Annotated in this window: 17 protein-coding genes; 14 read left to right on the top strand and 3 right to left on the bottom strand. The window is 61.4% G+C overall.

The window, feature by feature from the left end; all coding sequences use genetic code 11:
* Positions 1–129 precede the first annotated feature (129 nt).
* The 4 genes from KVQ82_RS28615 (at position 130) to KVQ82_RS28600 (ending at position 7039) form a co-directional block, all read left to right on the top strand.
* On the top strand, positions 130–3726 hold the full coding sequence (locus tag KVQ82_RS28615) for a DUF2339 domain-containing protein (protein ID WP_222017151.1): 3597 nt from the start codon (positions 130–132) through the stop codon (positions 3724–3726).
* A complete protein-coding gene (locus KVQ82_RS28610; RefSeq protein WP_108181418.1) occupies positions 3723–5087 on the top strand; it encodes a DUF3999 domain-containing protein in 1365 nt (454 codons plus the stop codon). The genes KVQ82_RS28615 and KVQ82_RS28610 overlap by 4 nt, the downstream gene beginning before the upstream one ends.
* Positions 5088–5422: 335 nt before the next feature.
* Entirely contained in the window at positions 5423–6433 is a 1011-nt protein-coding gene (locus KVQ82_RS28605) for a class 1 fructose-bisphosphatase (protein ID WP_007961744.1), read from the top strand.
* 3 nt (positions 6434–6436) lie between these two features.
* Complete coding sequence (locus KVQ82_RS28600) at positions 6437–7039, top strand: DUF924 family protein (protein WP_222017148.1); 603 nt, start codon at positions 6437–6439, stop codon at positions 7037–7039.
* Here KVQ82_RS28600 and KVQ82_RS28595 read toward each other — a convergent pair.
* Positions 7036–7200: a hypothetical protein gene (locus tag KVQ82_RS28595; RefSeq protein WP_179294948.1), complete on the bottom strand. Its 165-nt coding sequence runs from the start codon at positions 7198–7200 to the stop codon at positions 7036–7038. The two genes, KVQ82_RS28600 and KVQ82_RS28595, sit on opposite strands and share 4 nt — an antisense overlap.
* Before the next feature lie 155 nt (positions 7201–7355).
* Positions 7356–9248: a methyl-accepting chemotaxis protein gene (locus tag KVQ82_RS28590; protein WP_222017146.1), complete on the bottom strand. Its 1893-nt coding sequence runs from the start codon at positions 9246–9248 to the stop codon at positions 7356–7358.
* Positions 9249–9530: 282 nt separating this feature from the next.
* Here KVQ82_RS28590 and KVQ82_RS28585 point away from each other — a divergent pair, with 282 nt between their 5' ends.
* Positions 9531–9785: a hypothetical protein gene (locus KVQ82_RS28585; protein WP_003220802.1), complete on the top strand. Its 255-nt coding sequence runs from the start codon at positions 9531–9533 to the stop codon at positions 9783–9785.
* A gap of 31 nt (positions 9786–9816) precedes the next feature.
* A complete protein-coding gene (locus KVQ82_RS28580) occupies positions 9817–10386 on the top strand; it encodes a lipocalin family protein (protein WP_041071454.1) in 570 nt (189 codons plus the stop codon).
* Between the two features lie 120 nt (positions 10387–10506).
* Here the strand turns inward: KVQ82_RS28580 and KVQ82_RS28575 are convergent, their stop codons facing one another.
* Complete coding sequence (locus tag KVQ82_RS28575) at positions 10507–11871, bottom strand: formimidoylglutamate deiminase (protein WP_222017144.1); 1365 nt, start codon at positions 11869–11871, stop codon at positions 10507–10509.
* 188 nt (positions 11872–12059) lie between these two features.
* Here KVQ82_RS28575 and hutC point away from each other — a divergent pair, with 188 nt between their 5' ends.
* The 8 genes from hutC to hutH all read left to right on the top strand — a co-directional run bounded on the left by hutC (position 12060) and on the right by hutH (position 21533).
* The gene (gene hutC, locus KVQ82_RS28570) at positions 12060–12728 is read left to right on the top strand and encodes a histidine utilization repressor (protein WP_230679353.1); all 669 of its coding nucleotides are present in this window, start codon (positions 12060–12062) and stop codon (positions 12726–12728) included.
* Positions 12725–13297: a HutD family protein gene (locus KVQ82_RS28565; RefSeq protein WP_222017142.1), complete on the top strand. Its 573-nt coding sequence runs from the start codon at positions 12725–12727 to the stop codon at positions 13295–13297. The genes hutC and KVQ82_RS28565 overlap by 4 nt, the downstream gene beginning before the upstream one ends.
* Positions 13298–13755: 458 nt before the next feature.
* The gene (gene hutU / locus KVQ82_RS28560; protein WP_108181423.1) at positions 13756–15438 is read left to right on the top strand and encodes a urocanate hydratase; all 1683 of its coding nucleotides are present in this window, start codon (positions 13756–13758) and stop codon (positions 15436–15438) included.
* A gap of 154 nt (positions 15439–15592) precedes the next feature.
* Complete coding sequence (locus KVQ82_RS28555; RefSeq protein WP_222017141.1) at positions 15593–17065, top strand: cytosine permease; 1473 nt, start codon at positions 15593–15595, stop codon at positions 17063–17065.
* A gap of 69 nt (positions 17066–17134) precedes the next feature.
* Positions 17135–18103 (top strand): ABC transporter substrate-binding protein, encoded by a 969-nt coding sequence (locus KVQ82_RS28550; RefSeq protein ID WP_041071468.1) that lies wholly within the window; start codon positions 17135–17137, stop codon positions 18101–18103.
* An 83-nt stretch (positions 18104–18186) separates the two neighbouring features.
* Positions 18187–19038, top strand: coding sequence for a proline/glycine betaine ABC transporter permease (locus tag KVQ82_RS28545; protein WP_007949591.1), 852 nt, complete (start codon positions 18187–18189; stop codon positions 19036–19038).
* On the top strand, positions 19035–19865 hold the full coding sequence (locus KVQ82_RS28540) for a glycine betaine/L-proline ABC transporter ATP-binding protein (RefSeq protein ID WP_222017140.1): 831 nt from the start codon (positions 19035–19037) through the stop codon (positions 19863–19865). The genes KVQ82_RS28545 and KVQ82_RS28540 overlap by 4 nt, the downstream gene beginning before the upstream one ends.
* 144 nt (positions 19866–20009) lie before the next feature.
* A complete protein-coding gene (gene hutH, locus KVQ82_RS28535; protein WP_222017139.1) occupies positions 20010–21533 on the top strand; it encodes a histidine ammonia-lyase in 1524 nt (507 codons plus the stop codon).
* Positions 21534–21648 lie beyond the last annotated feature (115 nt).

Below are 21648 nucleotides of genomic sequence, written 5' to 3'. Positions count from 1 at the left end.
ATCGCAGCCTTCGGCAGCTCCTACACAGGTGTTCACATAACCCTGTAGGAGCTGCCGAAGGCTGCGATCTTTTTGGATCAGGCTGCGCTAATCTTCCCGGATTGGCCTTTGCGCTTAGGGATATCGACCATGCAATGGATGTTCATGTTGATCGGGCTGCTGCTCGGCTGGCTGCTCGATGAGTCGTTCAGTGCCGCGCTATTGGGGGCGCTGCTCGGGCTGGCGATCGGGCAAACGCTGCGCCTTGCCCGGCTTGGCTCGCAGGCCACCGAACAACAGCGTCAACTGGAGGAGGCCAAAGTCGCCTTGCAGGCTGTCGAGCAGCGACTGTTTCTGCTTGAAGGTGCTGGCGTGCGCACTACGCCGCCGAGCATGGCGCCGACTCCGGACGCTGCCGTCGACCCCGTCATCGTTGCCGAACAAGCATCCGCCGCTACCCCTGAGCTGGTCTGGGAACTACCGCCCGAACTCGAACCGATCTCTGCCGTTGCCAGCGAAACCAGCCAGCCGCTGCCGGCCGATGTCTGGCGTCTGGACGCCGTCACCGACGAGCCTGCAGTCCCCACACAACCGGCCGAACCCCGTGGCCCGAACCTGATCGAGCGCGGCATCAGCGCTGCGCGCAACTGGCTGTTCGGCGGCAACACGGTGTTGCGGGTCGGTGTGGTGCTGTTGTTTTTCGGTCTGGCGTTCCTGCTGCGCTATGCCACCGAAGGCATGGTGGTGCCGATCGAATTGCGTTATGCCGGCGTCGCGGCGGCGGCGTTGGCCCTGCTGGCGTTGGGCTGGTGGTTGCGTCGGCGCAACAGCAGCTATGCGCTGATACTGCAGGGCACCGGGATCGCGGTGCTGTACCTGACGGTGTTTGCGGCGATGCGTCTGCATCCGTTGCTCGATCCGTCCGCCGCGCTGGGGTTGCTGGTGGCGGTCACGGTGTTTTCGGCCATTCTCGCCATCACCCAAGATGCGCTGGGATTGGCGGCGGCTGCAGCATTGGGCGGTTTCGCCGCGCCGATCCTGACCTCGACCGGTGCCGGCAACCACGTCGCGCTGTTCAGCTATTTCGCGTTGCTCAATGCCGGCATTCTCGCCATCGCCTGGTTCAAGGCCTGGCGCCTGCTCAACCTGATCGGATTCGTTGGCACGTTCGGCATCGGTTTCGCCTGGGGGCAGCGTTCGTATGCGCCCGAGTTGCTGTGGAGCACCGAACCGTTCCTGATTCTGTTCTTCCTGATGTACCTGGCCATCGGCCTGTTGTTTGCCCGGCGCAAGTTGCTCGACATGCCCGATGCGCCGGCAGACGGCGATCGCGAAGCACTGCTGCACTGGTCGGCGCGCAAGGGCGACTACGTCGACGGCACAATGCTGTTCGGCCCGCCGCTCGTGGGCTTCGGTCTGCAGTTTGCGTTGGTGCAGCACCTGGAGTTCGCCGCTGCGTTCAGCGCACTCGCACTGGGCGTGATCTACATGGGCCTGGCCCGGGTGTTGATGGGCGGTCGCGCTTTGTTGCTGGGCGAAACCTGTCTGGCGCTGGGGGTGATTTTCGCCAGTCTGGCGATCCCGCTGGGCCTCGATGCGCGCTGGACTTCGGCGGCGTGGGCAGTGGAGGGCGCGGGGATTTTCTGGCTCGGCCTGCGTCAGCAGCGGCCGTTCGCCCGAGCGTTTGCCCTGTTGCTGCAACTGGGTTCGGCGCTGGCGTTCCTCCGTCAGTTGCGGGTCGGCGAAAGCAGTCTGCTCGACGGCGCACCGTTGGGGGCGTTGATGCTCGGCTTCGCGCTGCTGTTCAGTTTCTATCAATTGCGCAAAGCCTCGGCGGAGCAGGCTTCGCTGTGGGAGCGTCAGGGTTTGCCGGTGCTGGCGGCGCTGGGCCTGACCTTCCTGTTTTTGCTGGCGCCGTTGTTTTTCTTTGTTCAGGCGACAGCGATCAGTTGGGCTTTGGCCGGATTGGTGACCTTGTTTGTCGGCCTGCGCCTGCAATCGCGTACGTTCCTGTTCACCGCGTTCGCCGTGCAGTTGCTGGGTGGTGCGTTGTTCCTGTTGCGGCTGCAAAGCGCGGGCGAGGATTCGGCGGCGGTGTTCAGCGCCGGTTGGAGCGGGTTGCTCAGCGCATCGCTGATCGGTCTGGCGTTGATCGCCGGGATGTTACTGGCGGCACGGGACGAGATGGTGCGCGGCGATGTGCGGCTGCTGCGCGGGTTGTCGGTGGTGTTGCTGGCGGGGTTGGTGCTGATCAATCTGGCGGTGCTGTTCGTGCTGCCGTGGCAAACCGCGAGTGCGGTATGGGCGGCGAGCGGCTTGCTGATCATCTGGCTGAGCCTATACCTCAAGCAGCGCGTGAGTTTTGTTTTCGGCCTGTTGTTGCAGTTGATCGGTGGCGCGGCGTTCTTGTTGGCCGGCCCCGAGTTGTTCGGGCCGCTGTCCAGCGAAGGCCTGCGGCCGCTGGCTCATGGCAGCTTCTGGACGCCGTTGGTGCTGGGGTTGGCCGCGCTGGTCGGTGCCTGGCGTTTGCAACTGGGCAATCATGCCTCGGCGTTCGATGCGCTGAGCTTGCAGCGCCTGTCCGAAGTGCTGCTGGTGTGGGGCGCCGGTTGGTGGGCGTTGGCGTGGGTCAGCGAGGTGCTGCGTTTTGCGCCGTTGAATGTGCAGGCGACGCTGTTGCTGCTAATTGCCGCGCTGAGTGTGGTGCTGTGGACATTGTTGTCGCTGCGCCTGAAATGGCCGGCGCTGGGCCTGCTCTGCACCTTGCTGATTCCGGCGGCGGGGCTGGTGCTGCTGGCGGCTTGGCATTCGCGTTATCACCCGGCGGCGAACGTCGGCTGGCTGGCATGGGGGCTGGTGTTCGTCGTGCACTTCTTCAGCTTGCGGCGTCTGGCGCCGATGTTGCCGGCACGGGCCTTGAGCACTGCGCATGTGCTGGGTTGCTGGCTGCTGATCGGCGTGCTGGCGCTGGAATTGCGCTACGGCTTGCTGCTGTTGTCCGAGCAATACAACGCCTGGCGCTGGCTGGGCTGGGCGATCCTGCCGAGCCTGTGTCTGCTGTTGGCGGCAGCTCCGCGCAACTGGCCGTGGCCGGTGGCGGCATTCCCGCGCGAATATCGTTTGTACGCCGCTGCGCCGTTGGCAGTGCTGATGCTGGCGTGGTTCTGGCTGGCCAACGGCTTCAGCGACGGCAATGCCGAACCGCTGCCGTACGTACCGCTGATCAACCCGCTGGAATTGGGCCTGCTGTTTGCCCTGTTCGGGGTGTACGTGTGGTTGCGCCATGCGGTGACGCAGTTTGCCCTGCGCAAGGATTACGCCGAGTACGCCACGCAACTGGTCGCCGGGGTTTCGCTGTTCGCCTTTTGTACCGCGCTGGTGACCCGCGCCGCGCACCATTGGGCGGGGATCCCGTTCGAGCTGGATCTTTTGCTTGAGTCGATGCTGGTGCAGGCCGGGTTGTCCATCGTCTGGACCCTGATGGCGCTGGGTCTGATGATCGGCGGACATCTGCGCCATCGTCGCGAAGTGTGGCTGATCGGCGCGGCGCTGATTGCGCTGGTGGTGGCCAAACTGATTTTTGTCGAATTGAGCAACCGTGGCGGATTGGCCCGGATCGTCTCGTTTATCGGCGTCGGCGTGTTGCTGTTGGTGGTGGGCTACTTTGCGCCGCTGCCACCGAAACGCGTCGAAGCTGAGCCGGCGGCGGGCAAACCCGTGCCGGATACCGAAGGAGTTTCATCTTGAGTCGCATGCTGAATCTGGGGTGGTTGGCGTTGGGCGTGGTGATGGCTGCCGGCGCGCAGGAAAAACCGGCGGACTTCGCCACGCAGGTGCCGCTGACGGTGAGCGGCAACGGCCCGTGGTATCGCCTCGACCTGCCGCTGAGCGCGCAATTGCAGGCCCGTCAGACCGATCTCAGTGATTTGCGCGTGTTCAACGCCGCCGGCGAACCGCAGGCCTACGCCCTGGCCCGGGAATCGGCGCAGACCCGCGACGACGGGCAGTTGCATGAAGTGAAGTGGTTCCCGTTGTACAACGCCGCCGACGCCAGCGAGCGGGCGCCGAACGTGCGCGTGCAATCGACCACCACCGGCACGCTGGTGGAAGTGCAGCCGTCAACTCAGTTGGAGGCCGGTGAGGAAGTGCTGCGCGGCTGGCTGCTCGATGCCAGCGCGATCAAGGCGCCGCTGCAGCAACTGATCCTCGACTGGACCAGCGAACGCGACGGTTTCCAGCGCTTCAGCATCGAGGCCAGTGATGACTTGCAGCATTGGCAGGCGTGGGGCGAAGGGCAGGTGGCGCGCCTGACGTTTTCCGACGAGCGCATCGAACAGCATGAGGTGACGCTGCCGGGGCAATCGGCGCGCTATCTGCGTCTGCTATGGGAGGCGTCCACCTCGGCACCCATCCTCACTGCAGTGCAATTGAAAAGCAGCGATCCACGCAACGTGCCGCTGCCGTTGGTCTGGTCGCAGGCGTTGGCCGGCAGTAGCACCCAATCCGGCGAGTACACCTGGCAGTTGCCGATGGGGCTGAATGTCGAGCGGGTGCAGGTCGAGTTGAAACAACCGAACAGTCTGGCGCCGGTCACCCTCGCGGGCCGCCGCGAAAGCAGCCTGCCGTGGCAGCCCCTGAGCAACGGTTTGCTGTATCGCCTGACCCAGAACGGTCAGGACGTGGTGCAGAACGAATTGCAGTTGTACGGGCAAACCGTGCAGCAGTTGAAACTGAGCGTGGACGAGCGCGGCGGCGGTCTGGGTGAACAGGCACCGAGCCTGAAGTACGCGGTACGGGCGACCCAGGTGATTTTCCTCGCACGGGGTGACGGGCCTTACAGCCTGGCGCTGGGCAATCCGACGGTGAAAACCGCGAATCTGCCGCTGAGCACGCTGATTCCGGATTTCAAACCGCAGAAGCTCGCGACGCTGGGCAAGGCGACGGTGCAGGGCGACGTGGTCACCACGCCGACCGCCCCGGCCACCACAGCGGCGGTGGCCGAAACCAACTGGAAGAAAATCGGCTTGTGGGCGGTGTTGCTGGTGAGTGTGGTGTTCCTCGGGGTGATGGCGGCGAGTCTGTTGCGCAAGCCACCGACCCGTTCCTGAGAATGGCTGGCGCTGCGCGCCATTCGCTGGCAAGCCAGCTCCCACAGGTTATTGGGTGTAATCAGGTGAACGGCCGAAGTCCTTGTGGGAGCTGGCTTGCCAGCGATGACGGCGGATCAATCAACAAAAATCCTCAAACTGTCGCTATCAACCCAGCCACCACCCGCCCCGAACCAGACTACGCTCAATCCGATGCCTGAACTCTCTCGACCCGATCACGTCTGATACAAGCAATTGCGCCCCAATGCACGTTACCGGGCGTCATCGCTCGCTAGGTTTTCAGACTCCCTGTAAACTGCGCGGGTTTTTAGCCCCCCATTCCACCGGAGCCGTCCATGTCCCGCGTTACCCTGAGTCGCTATTTGATTGAGCAGACCCGCAGCAATAACACTCCTGCCGATCTGCGCTTCCTGATCGAAGTGGTGGCGCGTGCCTGCAAAGAGATCAGCCACGCCGTGTCCAAAGGCGCCCTGGGCGGTGTTCTGGGCAGCATGGGCACTGAAAACGTCCAAGGCGAAGTGCAGAAGAAGCTCGACGTGCTGTCGAACGAGATCCTGCTCGAAGCCAACGAATGGGGCGGTCACCTGGCCGGCATGGCGTCCGAAGAAATGGACAATGCCTACCAGATCCCCGGCAAATACCCGAAAGGCGCTTACCTGCTGGTATTCGACCCACTGGACGGCTCGTCGAACATCGACATCAACGCCCCGGTCGGCACCATCTTCTCGGTACTGCGCTGCCCGAACGAATACCTGAGCCAGAACGAGCCGCTGAACGAAAAAGCCTTCCTGCAGCCAGGCACCCAGCAGGTTGCTGCCGGTTACGCGATCTACGGCCCGCAGACCATGCTGGTACTGACCCTGGGCGACGGCGTCAAAGGCTTCACCCTCGACCGCGAAATGGGCAGCTTCGTGCTGACCCACGAAGACATCACCATTCCTGAAACCACCCAGGAATTCGCGATCAACATGTCCAACCAGCGCCACTGGGAAGCCCCGGTGCAACGTTACGTCAGCGAACTGCTGGCCGGCGAAGAAGGCCCGCTGAAGAAGAACTACAACATGCGCTGGGTCGCGGCGATGGTGGCCGACGTGCACCGCATCCTGACCCGTGGTGGTCTGTTCATGTACCCACGCGACAGCCGTGAGCCATCCAAACCGGGCAAACTGCGTCTGATGTACGAAGCCAACCCGATGTCGTTCCTGGTGGAACAGGCCGGCGGCGCGTCCACCGACGGTCACCAGCGCATCCTCGACATTCAGCCCGAAGGCCTGCACCAGCGCGTAGCGGTGTTCCTCGGCTCGAAAGAAGAAGTCGCCCGCGCCACGGCTTACCACAAGGAATAAGCCGTGAACGCGCCCTGGCAGCCGCTGCTCGACTGGTGGTTCGGACACGCCGAATCACCGCGCGAGATATCGGCTGACAAGGGCAAGTTGTGGTTCGGCAAGAAAGACAGTCAAGACCTCGAAGCGCGTGAGCGTTTCGGGGTCTTTGTCGATCAGGCCCTCGCTGGTGAATTGACCGAGTGGACGCAACGTCCCGAGGGTTGGCTAGCGGTGGTGCTGCTGCTCGATCAACTGCCACGCATGATCTTTCGCGATACACCCAAAGCCTTTTCCGGTGATCTGCGCGCGCAGAAACTTGTCGCGCAGGGCATTGCGGCGGATTTCGATCGGCAACTGAAGCCGATTCAGCGGGTATTCATTTATCTGGTGTTCGAACACTGCGAAAACCTCGCGGTGCAGAACGAAGCCGTTTCGCGCTTTATCGGTCTGCTGGCTGAGCAGCCGGAAGCCGAGCGGGCGGTGTTTGCCGATAACCTGGACTATGCCGAGCGGCATCAGAAGGTGATTGCACGGTTTGGCCGGTTTCCGCATCGCAATGCGGTGTTGGGGCGGGAGTCGACGGCTGAGGAGTTGGCGTTTCTCAGTCAGCCTGGGTCACGTTTTTAGCTTAGCCGAGTTATCGGTTGAACTGAGTCCATTTCATCCAGTTCAAGAAACACGCTTTGAGCGTCTCTGAATTTTCTTTGATCAATTTCCTCATTACCTATTGCGAGGATTGCCAACAAAGTTGTTTTGTCTGGATGATCGCAATCGAGTTCCGTGTTCATCAGTCAAGTATCCTGGCCAATTACAAATTACCGAGAAGGCATTCTGCATTGTGGAAGCCGTCTTCGCGAACAAGCCCGCTCCCACACTGGTTTTGTGAACATCACCGATCCAATGTGGGAGCTGGCTTGCCAGCGATGGGGCCAGTCGCAGCGCCTCAGATCCTGAAACTGCCCACCAACTGCTTCAACCGCGCCGCCTGCTGCTCCAGATCCGAACAAGCCCGCAAGGTTGCCTGCAGGTTCTCCACACCTTCCTGATTCAGCGTGTTGATCTCGTTGATGTCGACGTTGATCGACTCGACCACAGCGGTTTGCTCCTCTGTTGCGGTAGCCACCGACTGGTTCATGCCGTCGATCTCGCCGATGCGCTGGGTCACGCTGCCCAGGCGTTCGCCGGCCTGATTGGCGATGCCGACGCTGCTTTCGCTCTCGCGCTGGCTCTCGGTCATGATGCTCACCGCCTGACGCGCGCCTACTTGCAGCTCTTCGATCATCTTCTGCACTTGCTGCGCCGAATCCTGAGTGCGGTGGGCGAGGTTGCGCACTTCGTCAGCGACCACGGCGAAACCTCGGCCTGCCTCACCGGCGCGGGCCGCTTCGATCGCGGCGTTGAGCGCCAGCAGGTTGGTCTGCTGCGAGATGCTGGTGATCACTTCCAGAATCTGGCCGATGTTCACCGTGTTGCTATTGAGGGTTTCGATGTTGCCGCAGGAGTCGCTGATTTTTGCCGACAACTGCTGCATCGCGTGAATGGTTTTATCCACAACCTGCTGACCGTCGACCGCCAGGCTGCGCGCATCGCTGGAGTGCTGCGAGGCGAGAGCGGCGTTCTGGGCGATTTCCTGGGCGGCAGCGCCGAGCTGGTTGATCGCCGCGGCCACGCTGTTGGTGCGGCTGGCTTGCTGGTCGGAGTTGTACATCGACGAGTTCGAGGCCGCCACCACACGCAAGGCGACTTCGTTGACTTGCCCGGTGGCCGACGACACTTCGCGGATCGAGGTATGAATACGCTCGACAAAGCGGTTGAACGACAGGCCCAGCGCGCCGAACTCGTCGTGGCCGTGGATCACCAGCCGCTTGGTCAGGTCGCCTTCGCCTTCGGCGATGTCATGCATGGCGCGACCCATGGTCAGCAGCGGTTGCATCAGCACGCGGATCAGCATGCCGAGCAGGGCGATGATGATCACCACGGCAATGACCATGGCGATCAGCGCCGAGGTGCGGAATTCGCTGAGCATCGAGAACGCGGTGTCCTTGTCCAGCACCAGCGCCACGTACCAGTCAGCCGATGGCACGCCGTTGACGCGGGTGAACGAGATCAGTTGAGTCTTGCCGTCGAATTCGACTTCTTTCAGGCCCGGGCTGACTTTCGGCGCACCGTTCGGATAAGCCTCGGCAAGGGTTTTCAACACCAGTTTGCTGTCCGGATGAATCAGGATCTTGCCATCGGCGCTGACGATGAACGCATGGCCATGGCCACCGAAGTTGAGCGAGTTGATGATCGCGCTGACGCTGGTCAGGTCGATATCCGCGCCGGCCACACCGATCATCTGGCCCTGACGCTGCACCGGGGTGGCGACGGTGATCACCAGTTTGCCCGACGAGGCGGCGATGTAGGGTTCGGTGACGATGGTCTGCTGCGCACTGTTGGCGGCCTTGTACCAGCCACGGGCGCGCGGGTCGTAATCCGGCGCGCGGTTGCCGGCGGGTACCGAGAACATCACGCCGTCAGCGCCGCCGAAATAGCTGAGCTGGAAATTGCCGGTGTAGGCCGGCAGGTCGATGATGCGCTTGAGGCTGGCCGGTGCACTGCCGTCGGCGGCGACCTGCTGCGCCAGCGATTGCAGCAACTGGATGCGGCTTTCCAGCCAGGTCTGGATGTTGCTGGTCGTCAGACTCCCCAGCTCCTGCATCGAGGCTTCGGTGCTGCTGCCCAGGGCTTCGCGTTGTCGATAGTCGTTGAACAAAATGAAACAGGCGAACGCAACGGCCACCACGAGGGCGGCAGCCAACAAGATCTTGTGGCTGAATTTCATGTTTCTGGTCATCGAATGAACTACCGCGAAGGGGCTGGTCGAGAAAGGGCGGCAATTTGCCACACTCGGGGGCTTTGCGCTGCTCTTATTTCGACCGCCGCGCGCCAAAGATTAGGCGTCTTTGATGAAATGCGACGAAATGCTCAATAGCCGCAGAAAGTGTCTGATTTGCCGGTAAATGCCAGACGAGCGGAGCGATAAATAGCCATTTCTGAAGGGAACCAGATGAGGGTTTTCTCTTCTAAGCTTCTGGTTGGCACCATGCCATCCCCCTTCCGCTCCAGGAGTTACTTCATGTCGCTGCGATCTATCGCCCTTCTGACTTTTTGCGTGCTGTTGGCCGCGTGCAGCAAGGTCAATCAGGAAAACTATTCCAAGCTTTCGGCCGGCATGGCCAAAGCCGAAGTTGAGACGCTGCTCGGCAAACCCACCGACTGTTCGGGTGCGCTCGGCATGTCCAGTTGCACCTGGGGCGACAAAAACAGCTTTATCAGCGTGCAGTACGCCGGTGACAAAGTGCTGATGTTTTCTGGCCAAGGCCTGAAGTAAACCGGGGCCAAGCGCCCACGGGAGAAAAATAATGAAGCGGTTATTGTTCGTCCTTTTTGCCGGCCTGGTACTGGCCGGCTGCGCCACTCACGGTGAAGATCCGCTGGCGCCCAAGACGGCTCACAGTGTCAACCTCAAGCGTTATCAGGGTACTTGGTACGAACTGGCGCGACTGCCGATGTACTTCCAGCGCAACTGCGCGCAATCCGAAGCCCATTATTCGCTCAGGCCGGACGGCAACGTCGACGTGCTCAATCGTTGCCTGACCGCCGACTGGCAATGGGAAGAAGCCAAAGGCAAGGCTTATCCACAGGTGCCGGGCAAGACCGACAAGCTGTGGGTCGAATTCGATACCTGGTTCTCGCGCTTGATTCCGGGAGTGGCGAAAGGCGAATACTGGGTGTTGTACGTCAGCGACGACTACAAGACCGCCATCGTCGGCGACCCGAGCCGCAAGTACATGTGGTTGTTGTCCCGCACGCCGACCGTCAACGGTGTGGTGCGTGAGGAGTTGCTGAGCAAAGCGCGTCAGCAGGGTTACGACACCACGCGACTGATCTGGCGAGCGTCGGATCGGCAGATGGCGAAGACTTCGAATTAAAGACCACCACCAATCAAATGTGGGAGCGAGCCTGCTCGCGAAGAGGGTGTGTCAGTTAACGAAAATGTTGCTGATACACCGCTTTCGCGAGCAGGCTCGCTCCCACATTTTTGTTTTGTGTCAGCCTAAAAGTTCGCGCAGAACCTGGGTGAAGGCGCGTGCGCTTTCCTCTTCGCCTGCATGCCGGCCATCGCGCACCACCCACTGGCCATTGACCAATACATCGCGCACCTGTCGGTCACCGCCAGCGAACAACCAGCGATTCAAAATCCCGTCACCACTGGCCGTGGCCAGATACGGATCATTGCCATCGAGCACGATCCAGTCGGCACGCTTGCCGACTTCCAGCGCGCCAATCGGCTGCCCCAACGCCTGCGTCCCGCCGTCCAGCGCCGCGTCATACAGCGTGCGCCCGACCATCGGCTGATCCGCCCCATACAAACGGTTGCGCCGCTGGTCGCGCAGACGCTGGCCGTATTCCAGCCAACGCAATTCCTCGACCACGCTGAGCGACACATGGCTGTCGGAACCGATGCCCATGCGTCCGCCCTGGGCGAGGAAATCCACCGCCGGGAAAATCCCGTCGCCCAGATTCGCTTCAGTGGTCAGGCACAGGCCGGCGATGGCGCGACTTTTGGCCATCAGCGTGACTTCCTCGGGATTGGCGTGGGTGGCGTGAACCAGGCACCAGCGCTGATCGACTTCGGTGTTTTCATAGAGCCATTGCAACGGCCGGCGACCGCTCCAGCTCAGGCAGTCATCGACTTCCTTCTGCTGTTCGGCGATGTGGATGTGCACCGGGCACTGCTTGTCGCTCGCCGCCAGCACTTCGCTGATCTGTTGCGGGGTGACCGCGCGCAATGAGTGGAAGCACAGCCCCAGCGATTGCGCTTTTTGCTGAGCCAGCAGCGGCTGCAGGCGCGCTTGCAGGTTCAGATAGTTTTCGGTGCTGTTGATAAAGCGGCGCTGCCCGTCATTGGGCGTTTGGCCGCCGAATCCGGAATGGCTGTAAAGCACCGGCAACAGGGTCAGACCGATGCCGCTGTCGCTCGCTGCCTGGCTGATGCGCAGTGCCAGCTCGGCCGGATCGGCATACGGCTGACCGTTGTTGTCGTGGTGCACATAGTGGAATTCAGCAACCGAGGTGTAACCGGCCTTGAGCATTTCGATGTACAGCTGACGGGCAATCACGCCGAGTTGCTCGGGGCTGATTTTTCCGACGAGGCGATACATCAGGTCACGCCAGGTCCAGAAGCTGTCGTTGGGATTGCCAGCCACTTCGGCCAGTCCCGCCATCGCGCGCTGGAAGGCGTGGGAGTGCAGATTGGGCATGCCCGGCAGCAGCGGACCGCTCAGCCGCTCGGCGCCATCTGCGGTGGAATCGGCCTGGATTCGGGTCAGCATGCCATCGGCACTGACTTCGAGACGTACATGGTTGGCCCATCCGTTAGGCAGCAGCGCGCGTTCGGCAAAGAAGGCGGACATGGTTCAGCACCCCATCGTGTGTTATTTGTATATACATATACAGACGTTTGCCTGCCCGGTAAACTCCGGCAAGCTAGCAACCTTCATCCAATGAACAGGGATCCACCGTGCCGACTCCGCCTCCAGTCTCCCCGTTGGCCGCGAACCTGGGCGACAGTCCGGCGCCCTTGTACGCCCGCGTCAAACAGATGATCACCCAGCAGATCGACAGCGGTAACTGGCCACCGCACTACCGCGTGCCGTCGGAAAGCGAACTGGTCAGCCAGCTCGGTTTCAGCCGCATGACCATCAACCGCGCGCTGCGCGAAATGACCGCCGACGGCCTGCTGGTGCGCATGCAAGGTGTCGGCACGTTTGTCGCCGAACCGAAGAGCCAGTCTGCGCTGTTCGAAGTGCACAACATCGCCGACGAAATTGCTTCCCGTGGCCATCGCCACACCTGTCAGGTGATCACCCTCGAAGAAGAGGCCGCCGGCTCCGAGCGCGCGTTGGCGCTGGACATGCGCGAAGGGCAGAAGGTCTTCCATTCGCTGATCGTGCATTACGAAAACGACATTCCGGTGCAAATCGAAGACCGTTTCGTCAACGCGCTGGTCGCTCCGGAATACCTCAAGCAGGATTTCACCCTGCAAACCCCGTACGCCTATCTCAACCAGGTCGCGCCGTTGACTGAAGGCGAGCACGTGGTCGAAGCGATCCTCGCCGAGCCGTCCGAGTGCAAGTTGCTGCAGATCGAAAAAGGCGAGCCGTGCCTGTTGATCCGTCGTCGTACGTGGTCGGGCCGTCAGCCGGTGACGGCGGCGCGCCTGATTCACCCCGGTTCTCGTCATCGTCTGGAAGGACGCTTTCATAAATGAGCAGTGAAGTGAAAGTTTTACGCGCCGAAGGTTACCCGCGCATGCCGTGGAAAAACGGCGGCGGCAGCACCGAAGAGATTACCCGTGATGCGGGTGCCGGCCTCGATGGTTTCGGCTGGCGCCTGTCGATTGCCGACATCGCCGAGTCCGGTGGTTTCTCGACCTTTGCCGGTTACCAGCGGGTGATCACGGTATTGCAGGGCGATGGCATGACCCTGTGCGTCGACGGCGATGACACTCGCCCATTGTTACCGCTGGACCCGTTTGCGTTCAGCGGCGAAAGCCAGGTGTCCTGCACCTTGCTCGGCGGCGCGATACGCGACTTCAACCTGATTTACGCACCACAGCGTTACCACGCGCGGTTGCAGTGGCTGGACGGTGAACAGCGGTTTTTCAGCTCGGCCTCGACGGTGCTGGTGTTCAGTGTCAGCGAGCTGCTGCAAGTGCAGGTTGCTGACAACACTGCGCAACTCGGCCGCCATGATTGCCTGCAACTGGACGGTAACACCGGTCTGGTTGAAGTCGCGATCAATGCCGCATGCTGCGTGATCGAGCTGACGGCACGCTGATCCAACTCTGGTAACACTCCTGTGGTGAGGGGATTTATCCCCGATGGCGGTGCAGCAGACCTTTTGGGACCGCTACGCGCTCCATCGGGGATAAATCCCCTCACCACAATTGCATTTCGATTCCTGTTTCCCTCAGCGCACCAACTTGTTACCGAACGCCCCAGCGTGGCGCAAAACCACGCTTTCGTAACAGCCGCACACTTCCTCCACTCACCCCCGCGAAAATTTTCATCCACGCCGCAACCCTTGACTCAGGCGCTCTGCAGCCTTGTTCGTGATTTTTCTTGAACGGCTCTTCAGTGAGTTGGCCGCTTGATTGCATATGCTTGTATGTACAAGTAAAGACGTATGCGTATAAGTCCGCAGCGTCCACTGATTCGCTTGTCGCGCATTGAGGCGCGCAGGCTGCTTGCCCACTGCCAGGGTTGGTTTGAATTGATCGCTGAGGAGTCTTTTTCGTGACTGACACAAAACCTACTAAATACCGTGACGTCGAGATCCGCGCTGCACGCGGCAACAAGCTGACCGCCAAGAGCTGGCTGACCGAAGCGCCGCTGCGCATGCTGATGAACAACCTCGACCCGGAAGTGGCCGAGAACCCGAAAGAGCTGGTGGTTTACGGTGGTATCGGTCGCGCCGCGCGTAACTGGGAGTGCTACGACAAGATCGTCGAGAGCCTGACCAATCTGAACGACGACGAAACCCTGCTGGTGCAATCCGGCAAACCGGTCGGCGTGTTCAAGACTCACAGCAACGCCCCGCGCGTACTGATCGCCAACTCCAACCTGGTGCCGCACTGGGCGAGCTGGGAACACTTCAACGAACTCGACGCCAAAGGCCTGGCCATGTACGGCCAGATGACCGCCGGCAGCTGGATCTACATCGGCAGCCAGGGCATCGTTCAGGGCACCTACGAAACCTTCGTCGAAGCCGGTCGTCAGCACTACAACGACAACCTCAAAGGCAAGTGGGTCCTGACCGCCGGTCTGGGCGGCATGGGCGGTGCTCAGCCGCTGGCTGCAACTCTGGCTGGCGCCTGCTCGCTGAACATCGAATGCCAGCAGGTGAGCATCGATTTCCGCCTGAAAAGCCGTTATGTCGACGAGCAAGCCAAAGACCTCGACGACGCCTTGGCGCGCATCGCCAAATACACCGCCGAAGGCAAAGCGATCTCCATCGCCCTGCTAGGTAACGCCGCAGAAATCCTTCCGGAACTGGTCAAGCGCGGCGTGCGTCCGGACATGGTCACCGACCAGACCAGTGCCCACGACCCACTGAATGGCTACCTGCCGGCGGGCTGGACCTGGGAAGAGTACCGCGCCCGCGCCAAGACCGAGCCGGCTGCCGTGATCAAAGCCGCCAAGCAATCGATGGCGGTCCACGTCAAAGCGATGCTGGCGTTCCAGAAGCAAGGCATCCCGACCTTCGACTACGGCAACAACATCCGTCAGATGGCGCAGGAAGAAGGCGTGGAAAACGCGTTCGACTTCCCGGGCTTCGTCCCGGCCTACATTCGTCCACTGTTCTGCCGTGGCATCGGCCCGTTCCGTTGGGCGGCGCTGTCGGGTGATCCGCAGGACATCTTCAAGACCGACGCCAAAGTCAAAGAGCTGATCCCGGACGACGCCCACCTGCACAACTGGCTGGACATGGCCCGCGAGCGCATCAGCTTCCAGGGTCTGCCGGCACGTATCTGCTGGGTCGGCCTGGGCCTGCGTGCCAAGCTCGGTCTGGCGTTCAACGAAATGGTGCGCAGCGGTGAGCTGTCGGCACCGATCGTGATCGGTCGCGACCACCTCGACTCCGGCTCGGTCGCCAGCCCGAACCGCGAAACCGAATCGATGCAGGACGGTTCCGACGCTGTCTCCGACTGGCCACTGCTCAATGCGCTGCTGAACACCGCGAGCGGCGCGACCTGGGTCTCACTGCACCACGGTGGTGGCGTGGGCATGGGCTTCTCGCAGCACTCGGGCATGGTGATCGTCTGCGACGGGACTGACGAAGCGGCCGAGCGTATTGCGCGCGTACTGCACAACGACCCGGCCACTGGCGTCATGCGTCACGCCGATGCTGGTTACCAGATCGCCATCGACTGCGCGAAGGAGCAGGGGCTGAACCTGCCGATGATTACCGGCAAATAAACGCACAATCCTGTGGGAGCGAGCCTGCTCGCGAATACGGTCTGTCAGCCACCAAACATGTTGAATGTGCTGACGCCTTCGCGAGCAGGCTCGCTCCCACACTAGTGCGCAAGACGCTCAGTGAACTCGAATAACAATCCACAGAGGTTGAATCATGGCTGTAACCCCCGATCGTGCAGGTAACAAACCGTTGATCGAAAGGCGTTCGATCGACTACATCCCGGAAGCGGAAAGACACGGTCGTCTGTTGAGCCAGTTCACCCTGTGGATGGGTGCGAATCTGCAAATCACCGCGATTGTTACCGGGGCCCTGGCCGTGGTGCTGGGCGGTGATGTGTTCTGGTCGTTGATCGGTCTGTTGATCGGTCAACTGCTCGGCGGCGGCGTGATGGCGCTGCACGCGGCGCAAGGGCCGAAGCTGGGTCTGCCGCAGATGATTTCCAGCCGCGTGCAATTCGGCGTCTACGGCGCGGCGATCCCGATCGTGCTGGTGTGCCTGATGTACCTGGGTTTCACCGCCACCGGCACCGTGCTGTCCGGTCAGGCGCTGGGGCAGTTGTTCGGCGTCAGCGACACCGTCGGTATCCTGCTGTTCGCCAGCGTCATCGTCTTGGTCACCGTGCTCGGTTATCGGGTGATCCACTGGATCGGGCGTGTCGCCAGCGTCATTGGCGTGATTGCCTTCGTGTATCTGTTCAGCCGCCTGCTGAGTCAGGTGGATGTGGGCGCCCTGTTGCAGATCCGTCACTTCAGCTGGAGCAGCTTCTTGCTGGCGGTGTCGCTCGCGGCGTCCTGGCAGATCGCCTTCGGCCCGTATGTGGCGGACTATTCGCGTTACTTGCCGAGCAAGGTTTCCTCGGTGAAAACCTTCTTTGCCGCTGGCGCAGGTTCGGTCATCGGCGCGCAGGTGGCGATGGTCCTCGGCGTGTTCGCCGCGGCGTCGGCCAACGGCCAGTTCGCCGGGCATGAAGTGGCCTACATCGTCGGGCTGGGCGGCACCGGTGCCACGGCGGCGCTGCTGTACTTCAGCATCGCCTTCGGCAAGGTCACCATCTCGACGTTGAACTCGTACGGCAGTTTCATGTGCATCGCCACGATCATCAGCGGCTTCCGTGGGCACCTGACGGTCTCGCGCCTGCAGCGTCTGGTGTTCGTGCTGGTGATTGTCGGTGCGGCGACCCTGATCGCACTGCTTGGCCAGCACTCGTTCCTCGGTGCGTTCAAGTCGTTCATCCTGTTTCTGCTGGCGTTCTTCACGCCATGGAGCGCGATCAACCTGGTCGACTACTACTGCATCACTCGTGAACGCTATGACGTACCGGCGCTGGCCGATCCGAATGGTCGCTACGGCCGCTGGAATCTGCTCGGGATCAGCGTCTATGTGTTCGGTGTGCTGGTGCAGCTGCCGTTCATCTCCACCAAGTTCTACACCGGCCCGCTGGTGGCTGCCCTCGGTGACGTGGATATTTCCTGGATCATCGGCCTGGTGCTGCCTGCCGCGCTGTATTACCTGTGCGCGAAAAAATGGCACGGCTCGGTGCCTGATCAGCTGATTTTGCCGCTCGAGCAGAACAGTGTTGTACAACCTGAAAAAAGTGGGGCCGGGCGCGCTGCGGCGCAGGCCTGATTGGACGTGGACAGGGCTGGATGCCTCTTGACTGCCGTAAGCCAATTCATGATTAGGAGCGTCGCAACAATGAAATCGAACAAGACCCTTCTCACCACACTGTTGTCCATGGGCCTGCTGGCCAGTGCCGGTGCCACTCAGGCAGCTGGCTGGTGCGAATCCGGCAAACCGGTGAAATTCGCTGGCCTGAACTGGGAAAGCGGCATGCTGCTGACCGACGTGCTGCAAGTGGTGCTGGAGAAAGGTTACGACTGCAAGACCGATAGCCTGCCGGGCAACTCCATCACCATGGAGAACGCCTTGAGCAGCAACGACATTCAAGTGTTCGCCGAAGAGTGGGTCGGCCGCAGCGAAGTCTGGAACAAGGCTGAGAAGGCCGGCAAAGTCGTCGGTGTCGGCGCCCCGATCGTCGGCGCTATCGAAGGCTGGTACGTGCCGCGCTACGTGATCGAAGGCGATGCCAAACGCAAGATCGAGGCAAAAGCCCCGGACCTGAAAAACATTGCCGATCTGGGCAAATACGCGACGATTTTCAAGGACGCCGAAGAGCCGTCCAAGGGCCGTTTCTACAACTGCCCGGCGGGTTGGACCTGTGAGCTGGACAACAGCGAAATGCTCAAGAGCTACGGCCTGGAAAACAGCTACACCAACTTCCGTCCGGGCACCGGCCCGGCGCTGGATGCGGCGGTGCTGTCGAGCTACAAGCGTGGCGAGCCGATCCTGTTCTACTACTGGTCGCCAACCCCGCTGATGGGCCAGATCGACGCGGTCAAACTTGAAGAAAAACCGGGCGTCGACAAGAGCGTGAGCATCAAGGTCGGTCTGTCGAAAACCTTCCACGAACAGGCGCCGGAACTGGTGGCCGTGCTGGAGAAGGTCAATCTGCCGATCGATCTGCTGAACCAGAACCTGGGCCGCATGGCGAAGGAACGTATCGAGTCGCCAAAACTGGCGAAAATCTTCCTCAAGGAACATCCTGAGGTCTGGCACGCGTGGGTCAGTGACGACGCAGCCAAGAAAATCGACGCGGCGCTGTAGGTCGATACCTCCCGGTCAACCGTGAGGCTGGCCGGGAGATATGCCGTCATCGCTTGATTGAGATTTCTGATTGAGAGCCGCTTATGTTTCCCGAAAGCTTTACCTTTTCCATCGCCGACTGGGTCAACGGTTGGGTCGATTCGCTGGTCACCAATTATGGTGATGTGTTCCGCCATATCTCCGACACGCTGCTGTGGGCCATTGTCAACCTCGAAGGCCTGCTGCGTGCCGCGCCGTGGTGGTTGATGCTGGCGATCGTTGGCGTCGTCGCCTGGCACGCCACGCGTAAAGTCGTGACCACTGCCGTCATCGTCGGTCTGCTGTTCCTGGTGGGCGCTGTCGGCCTGTGGGACAAACTCATGCAGACGCTGGCGCTGATGATGGTCGCGACGATCATTTCGGTGCTGATCGGCATTCCGCTGGGGATTCTCTCGGCGCGCAGCAATCGCCTGCGCTCGGTGCTGATGCCGCTGCTCGACATCATGCAGACCATGCCCAGCTTCGTGTACCTGATTCCGGTGCTGATGCTGTTCGGCCTGGGCAAGGTCCCGGCGATTTTCGCCACGGTGATCTATGCCGCGCCGCCGTTGATTCGCCTGACCGATCTGGGCATTCGCCAGGTCGATGGTGAAGTGATGGAGGCGATCAACGCCTTCGGTGCCAACCGCTGGCAGCAACTGTTCGGTGTGCAACTGCCGCTGGCCCTGCCGAGCATCATGGCCGGGATCAACCAGACCACGATGATGGCCCTGTCGATGGTGGTGATCGCCTCGATGATCGGCGCCCGAGGTCTGGGTGAAGACGTACTGGTGGGCATTCAGACCCTCAACGTCGGACGCGGCCTCGAAGCCGGTCTGGCGATCGTGATTCTCGCAGTGGTCATCGACCGCATTACTCAGGCGTACGGTCGGCCACGGCATGAGGTGAGCAAATGAACAACGCAACCGTGAGCAAGATCGAAGTCAAAAACGTCTTCAAGATTTTCGGCAACCGCGCCAAGGACGCCCTGGCGATGGTCGGCCAGGGCAAGACCAAGGATCAGGTGCTGAACGAAACCGGTTGTGTGGTCGGGGTCAATGACCTGTCGCTGAGCATCGGCACTGGCGAGATCTTCGTGATCATGGGCCTGTCCGGTTCCGGCAAATCGACGCTGGTGCGCCACTTCAATCGCCTGATCGACCCCACCAGCGGCGCGATCCTGGTCGACGGCGTGGACATCCTGCAATACGACATGGAAGCGCTGCGCGAATTTCGCCGGCACAAGATCAGCATGGTGTTCCAGAGCTTCGGTCTGCTGCCGCACAAGACCGTGCAGGAGAACGTCGCCTACGGTCTGAAAGTGCGCGGCGAGAGCAAGCAGATGTGCGCCGAACGTGCGCTGCACTGGATCAACACCGTGGGCCTCAAAGGCTACGAAAACAAATACCCGCATCAGCTCTCCGGCGGCATGCGTCAGCGTGTCGGCCTGGCCCGCGCGCTGGCGGCGGACACCGACATCATCCTGATGGACGAAGCGTTCAGTGCGCTCGATCCGCTGATCCGCGCCGAGATGCAGGACCAGTTGCTGGAGCTGCAAAAGACCCTGCACAAGACCATCGTCTTCATCACCCACGACCTCGACGAGGCCGTGCGCATCGGCAACCGCATCGCGATTCTCAAGGACGGCCGCCTGATTCAGGTCGGCACCCCGAGAGAGATCCTGCATTCGCCGGCGGATGAATATGTTGACCGGTTCGTGCAGCGGCGGGCGGCGGTGGTTTGATTTGAGTTTTGCAGTGCATTGACTGGCCTCATCGCTGGCAAGCCAGCTCCCACAGGGATCGAGTGAACAATGAGAACTCTGTGGGAGCTGGCTTGCCAGCGATGAGGCCGGTAAAGCTGCATCAATGTTTGGATGAGGTTGAAGATGTCCCAGGCTGAAAAAATCATCATCACCGGCAACCCCCTGCACTGGCAGGACGTGGTCGCCGTCGCCCGTCATGGCGCGCAACTGGAGCTGTCGAGCGAGACCTGGGCACGCATCGAAAACGCTCAGGGCATCGTCCAGCGCATCGTCGAAAGCGGCGAGCGCGCTTATGGCGTCAATACCGGCCTGGGTGGTTTGTCCAATGTCTCGCTGAAGGACGAACAACTCAGCCAGCTCTCGCGCAACACCTTGCTCAGCCACGCCTGTGGTGTCGGCCCGGTGCTGCCCGATGAGCAGACCCGCGCGATCATCTGCGCGGCGATTCACAACTACAGCCACGGCAAATCCGGCATTCATCGCCGCGTGGTCGAAGCGTTGCTGGCGCTGCTCAATCGTGGCATCACCCCGCAGGTGCCGGCGCAAGGCTCGGTGGGTTACCTGACGCACATGGCGCACATCGGCATCGCGCTGCTGGGCGTGGGCCATGTCAGCTATCGCGGGCAAATCATCTCGGCACAACAGGCGCTGGCCGAAGAAGGCCTGCAACCGGTGCAGCTCGGCGCAAAGGACGGTTTGTGCCTGGTCAACGGCACGCCGTGCATGACCGGCCTCAACTGCCTGGCGATTGCCGATGCGACGCGACTGGTGCAATGGGCCGACGTGATCGGCGCCATGAGCTTCGAAGCCCAGCGCGGCCAGATCGCCGCGTTCGACGCCGAGATCATCGCGCTCAAACCGCACCCGGGCATGCAGCAGGTCGGGAGCAATCTGCGTGCGTTACTTGATGGCAGTGAAGTGATCGCGACCAGCAAGGGCATTCGCACTCAGGATGCGTTGAGCATCCGCTCGATCCCGCAGGTGCACGGCGCAGCGCGCGATCAACTGGAACATGCGATCAGGCAGGTGGAAGCCGAACTCAATGGCTGCACCGATAACCCGTTGCTGCTGGGCACGCCGGACAACTTCCGGGTGATGTCGCAGGCTAACCCGCACGGCCAGTCAGTGGCGATGGCAGCGGATCTGCTGGCGATTGCCATGGCTGAAATCGGCTCGATTGCCGAGCGTCGCCTCGATCGCCTGGTCAACCCGCATGTCAGCGGTCTGCCGGCGTTTCTGGTGGCCAATCCGGGAGTGAACTCCGGGATGATGATCGTGCAATACGTCGCCGCCTCGCTGTGTGCCGAGAACCGCCAACTGGCGCAACCGGCGGTGCTCGACAACTACGTCACCTCGGGCCTGCAGGAAGACCACTTGAGCATGGGCACCAGCGCTGCGCTGAAGCTGCACCGTGCCCTCGAAAACTGCACGCAGATCCTCGCCATCGAGTACCTGCTGGCGGCGCAGGCCTTTGAATTTCTCAAGGCGCAGCGCTTTGGCGCAGGCACCGACCGGGCGTGGCGCCTGCTGCGTGAAACCGTCCCGGCCTACGACCAGGATCGCTGGCTGGCGCCGGACATCGCTGCCGCCGCAAGCGTTCTGAAACACCCGGATTCGCTGCACAACGTATTACCGAATCTGCACTGACAATACCCATACCAGCGTGCCAAGGCGCGGATCGTCCACAAGACGAGAAACGACGGATAACGGAATGCTCCGGAGCGACTGGTAGTTAATAACAATGCCTAAACAGGAGCATTTA

This window comes from Pseudomonas sp. AO-1 (assembly GCF_019775695.1).
Lineage (GTDB): Bacteria > Pseudomonadota > Gammaproteobacteria > Pseudomonadales > Pseudomonadaceae > Aquipseudomonas > Aquipseudomonas parakoreensis.
This window is presented reverse-complemented; position numbering and strand designations above follow the sequence as displayed.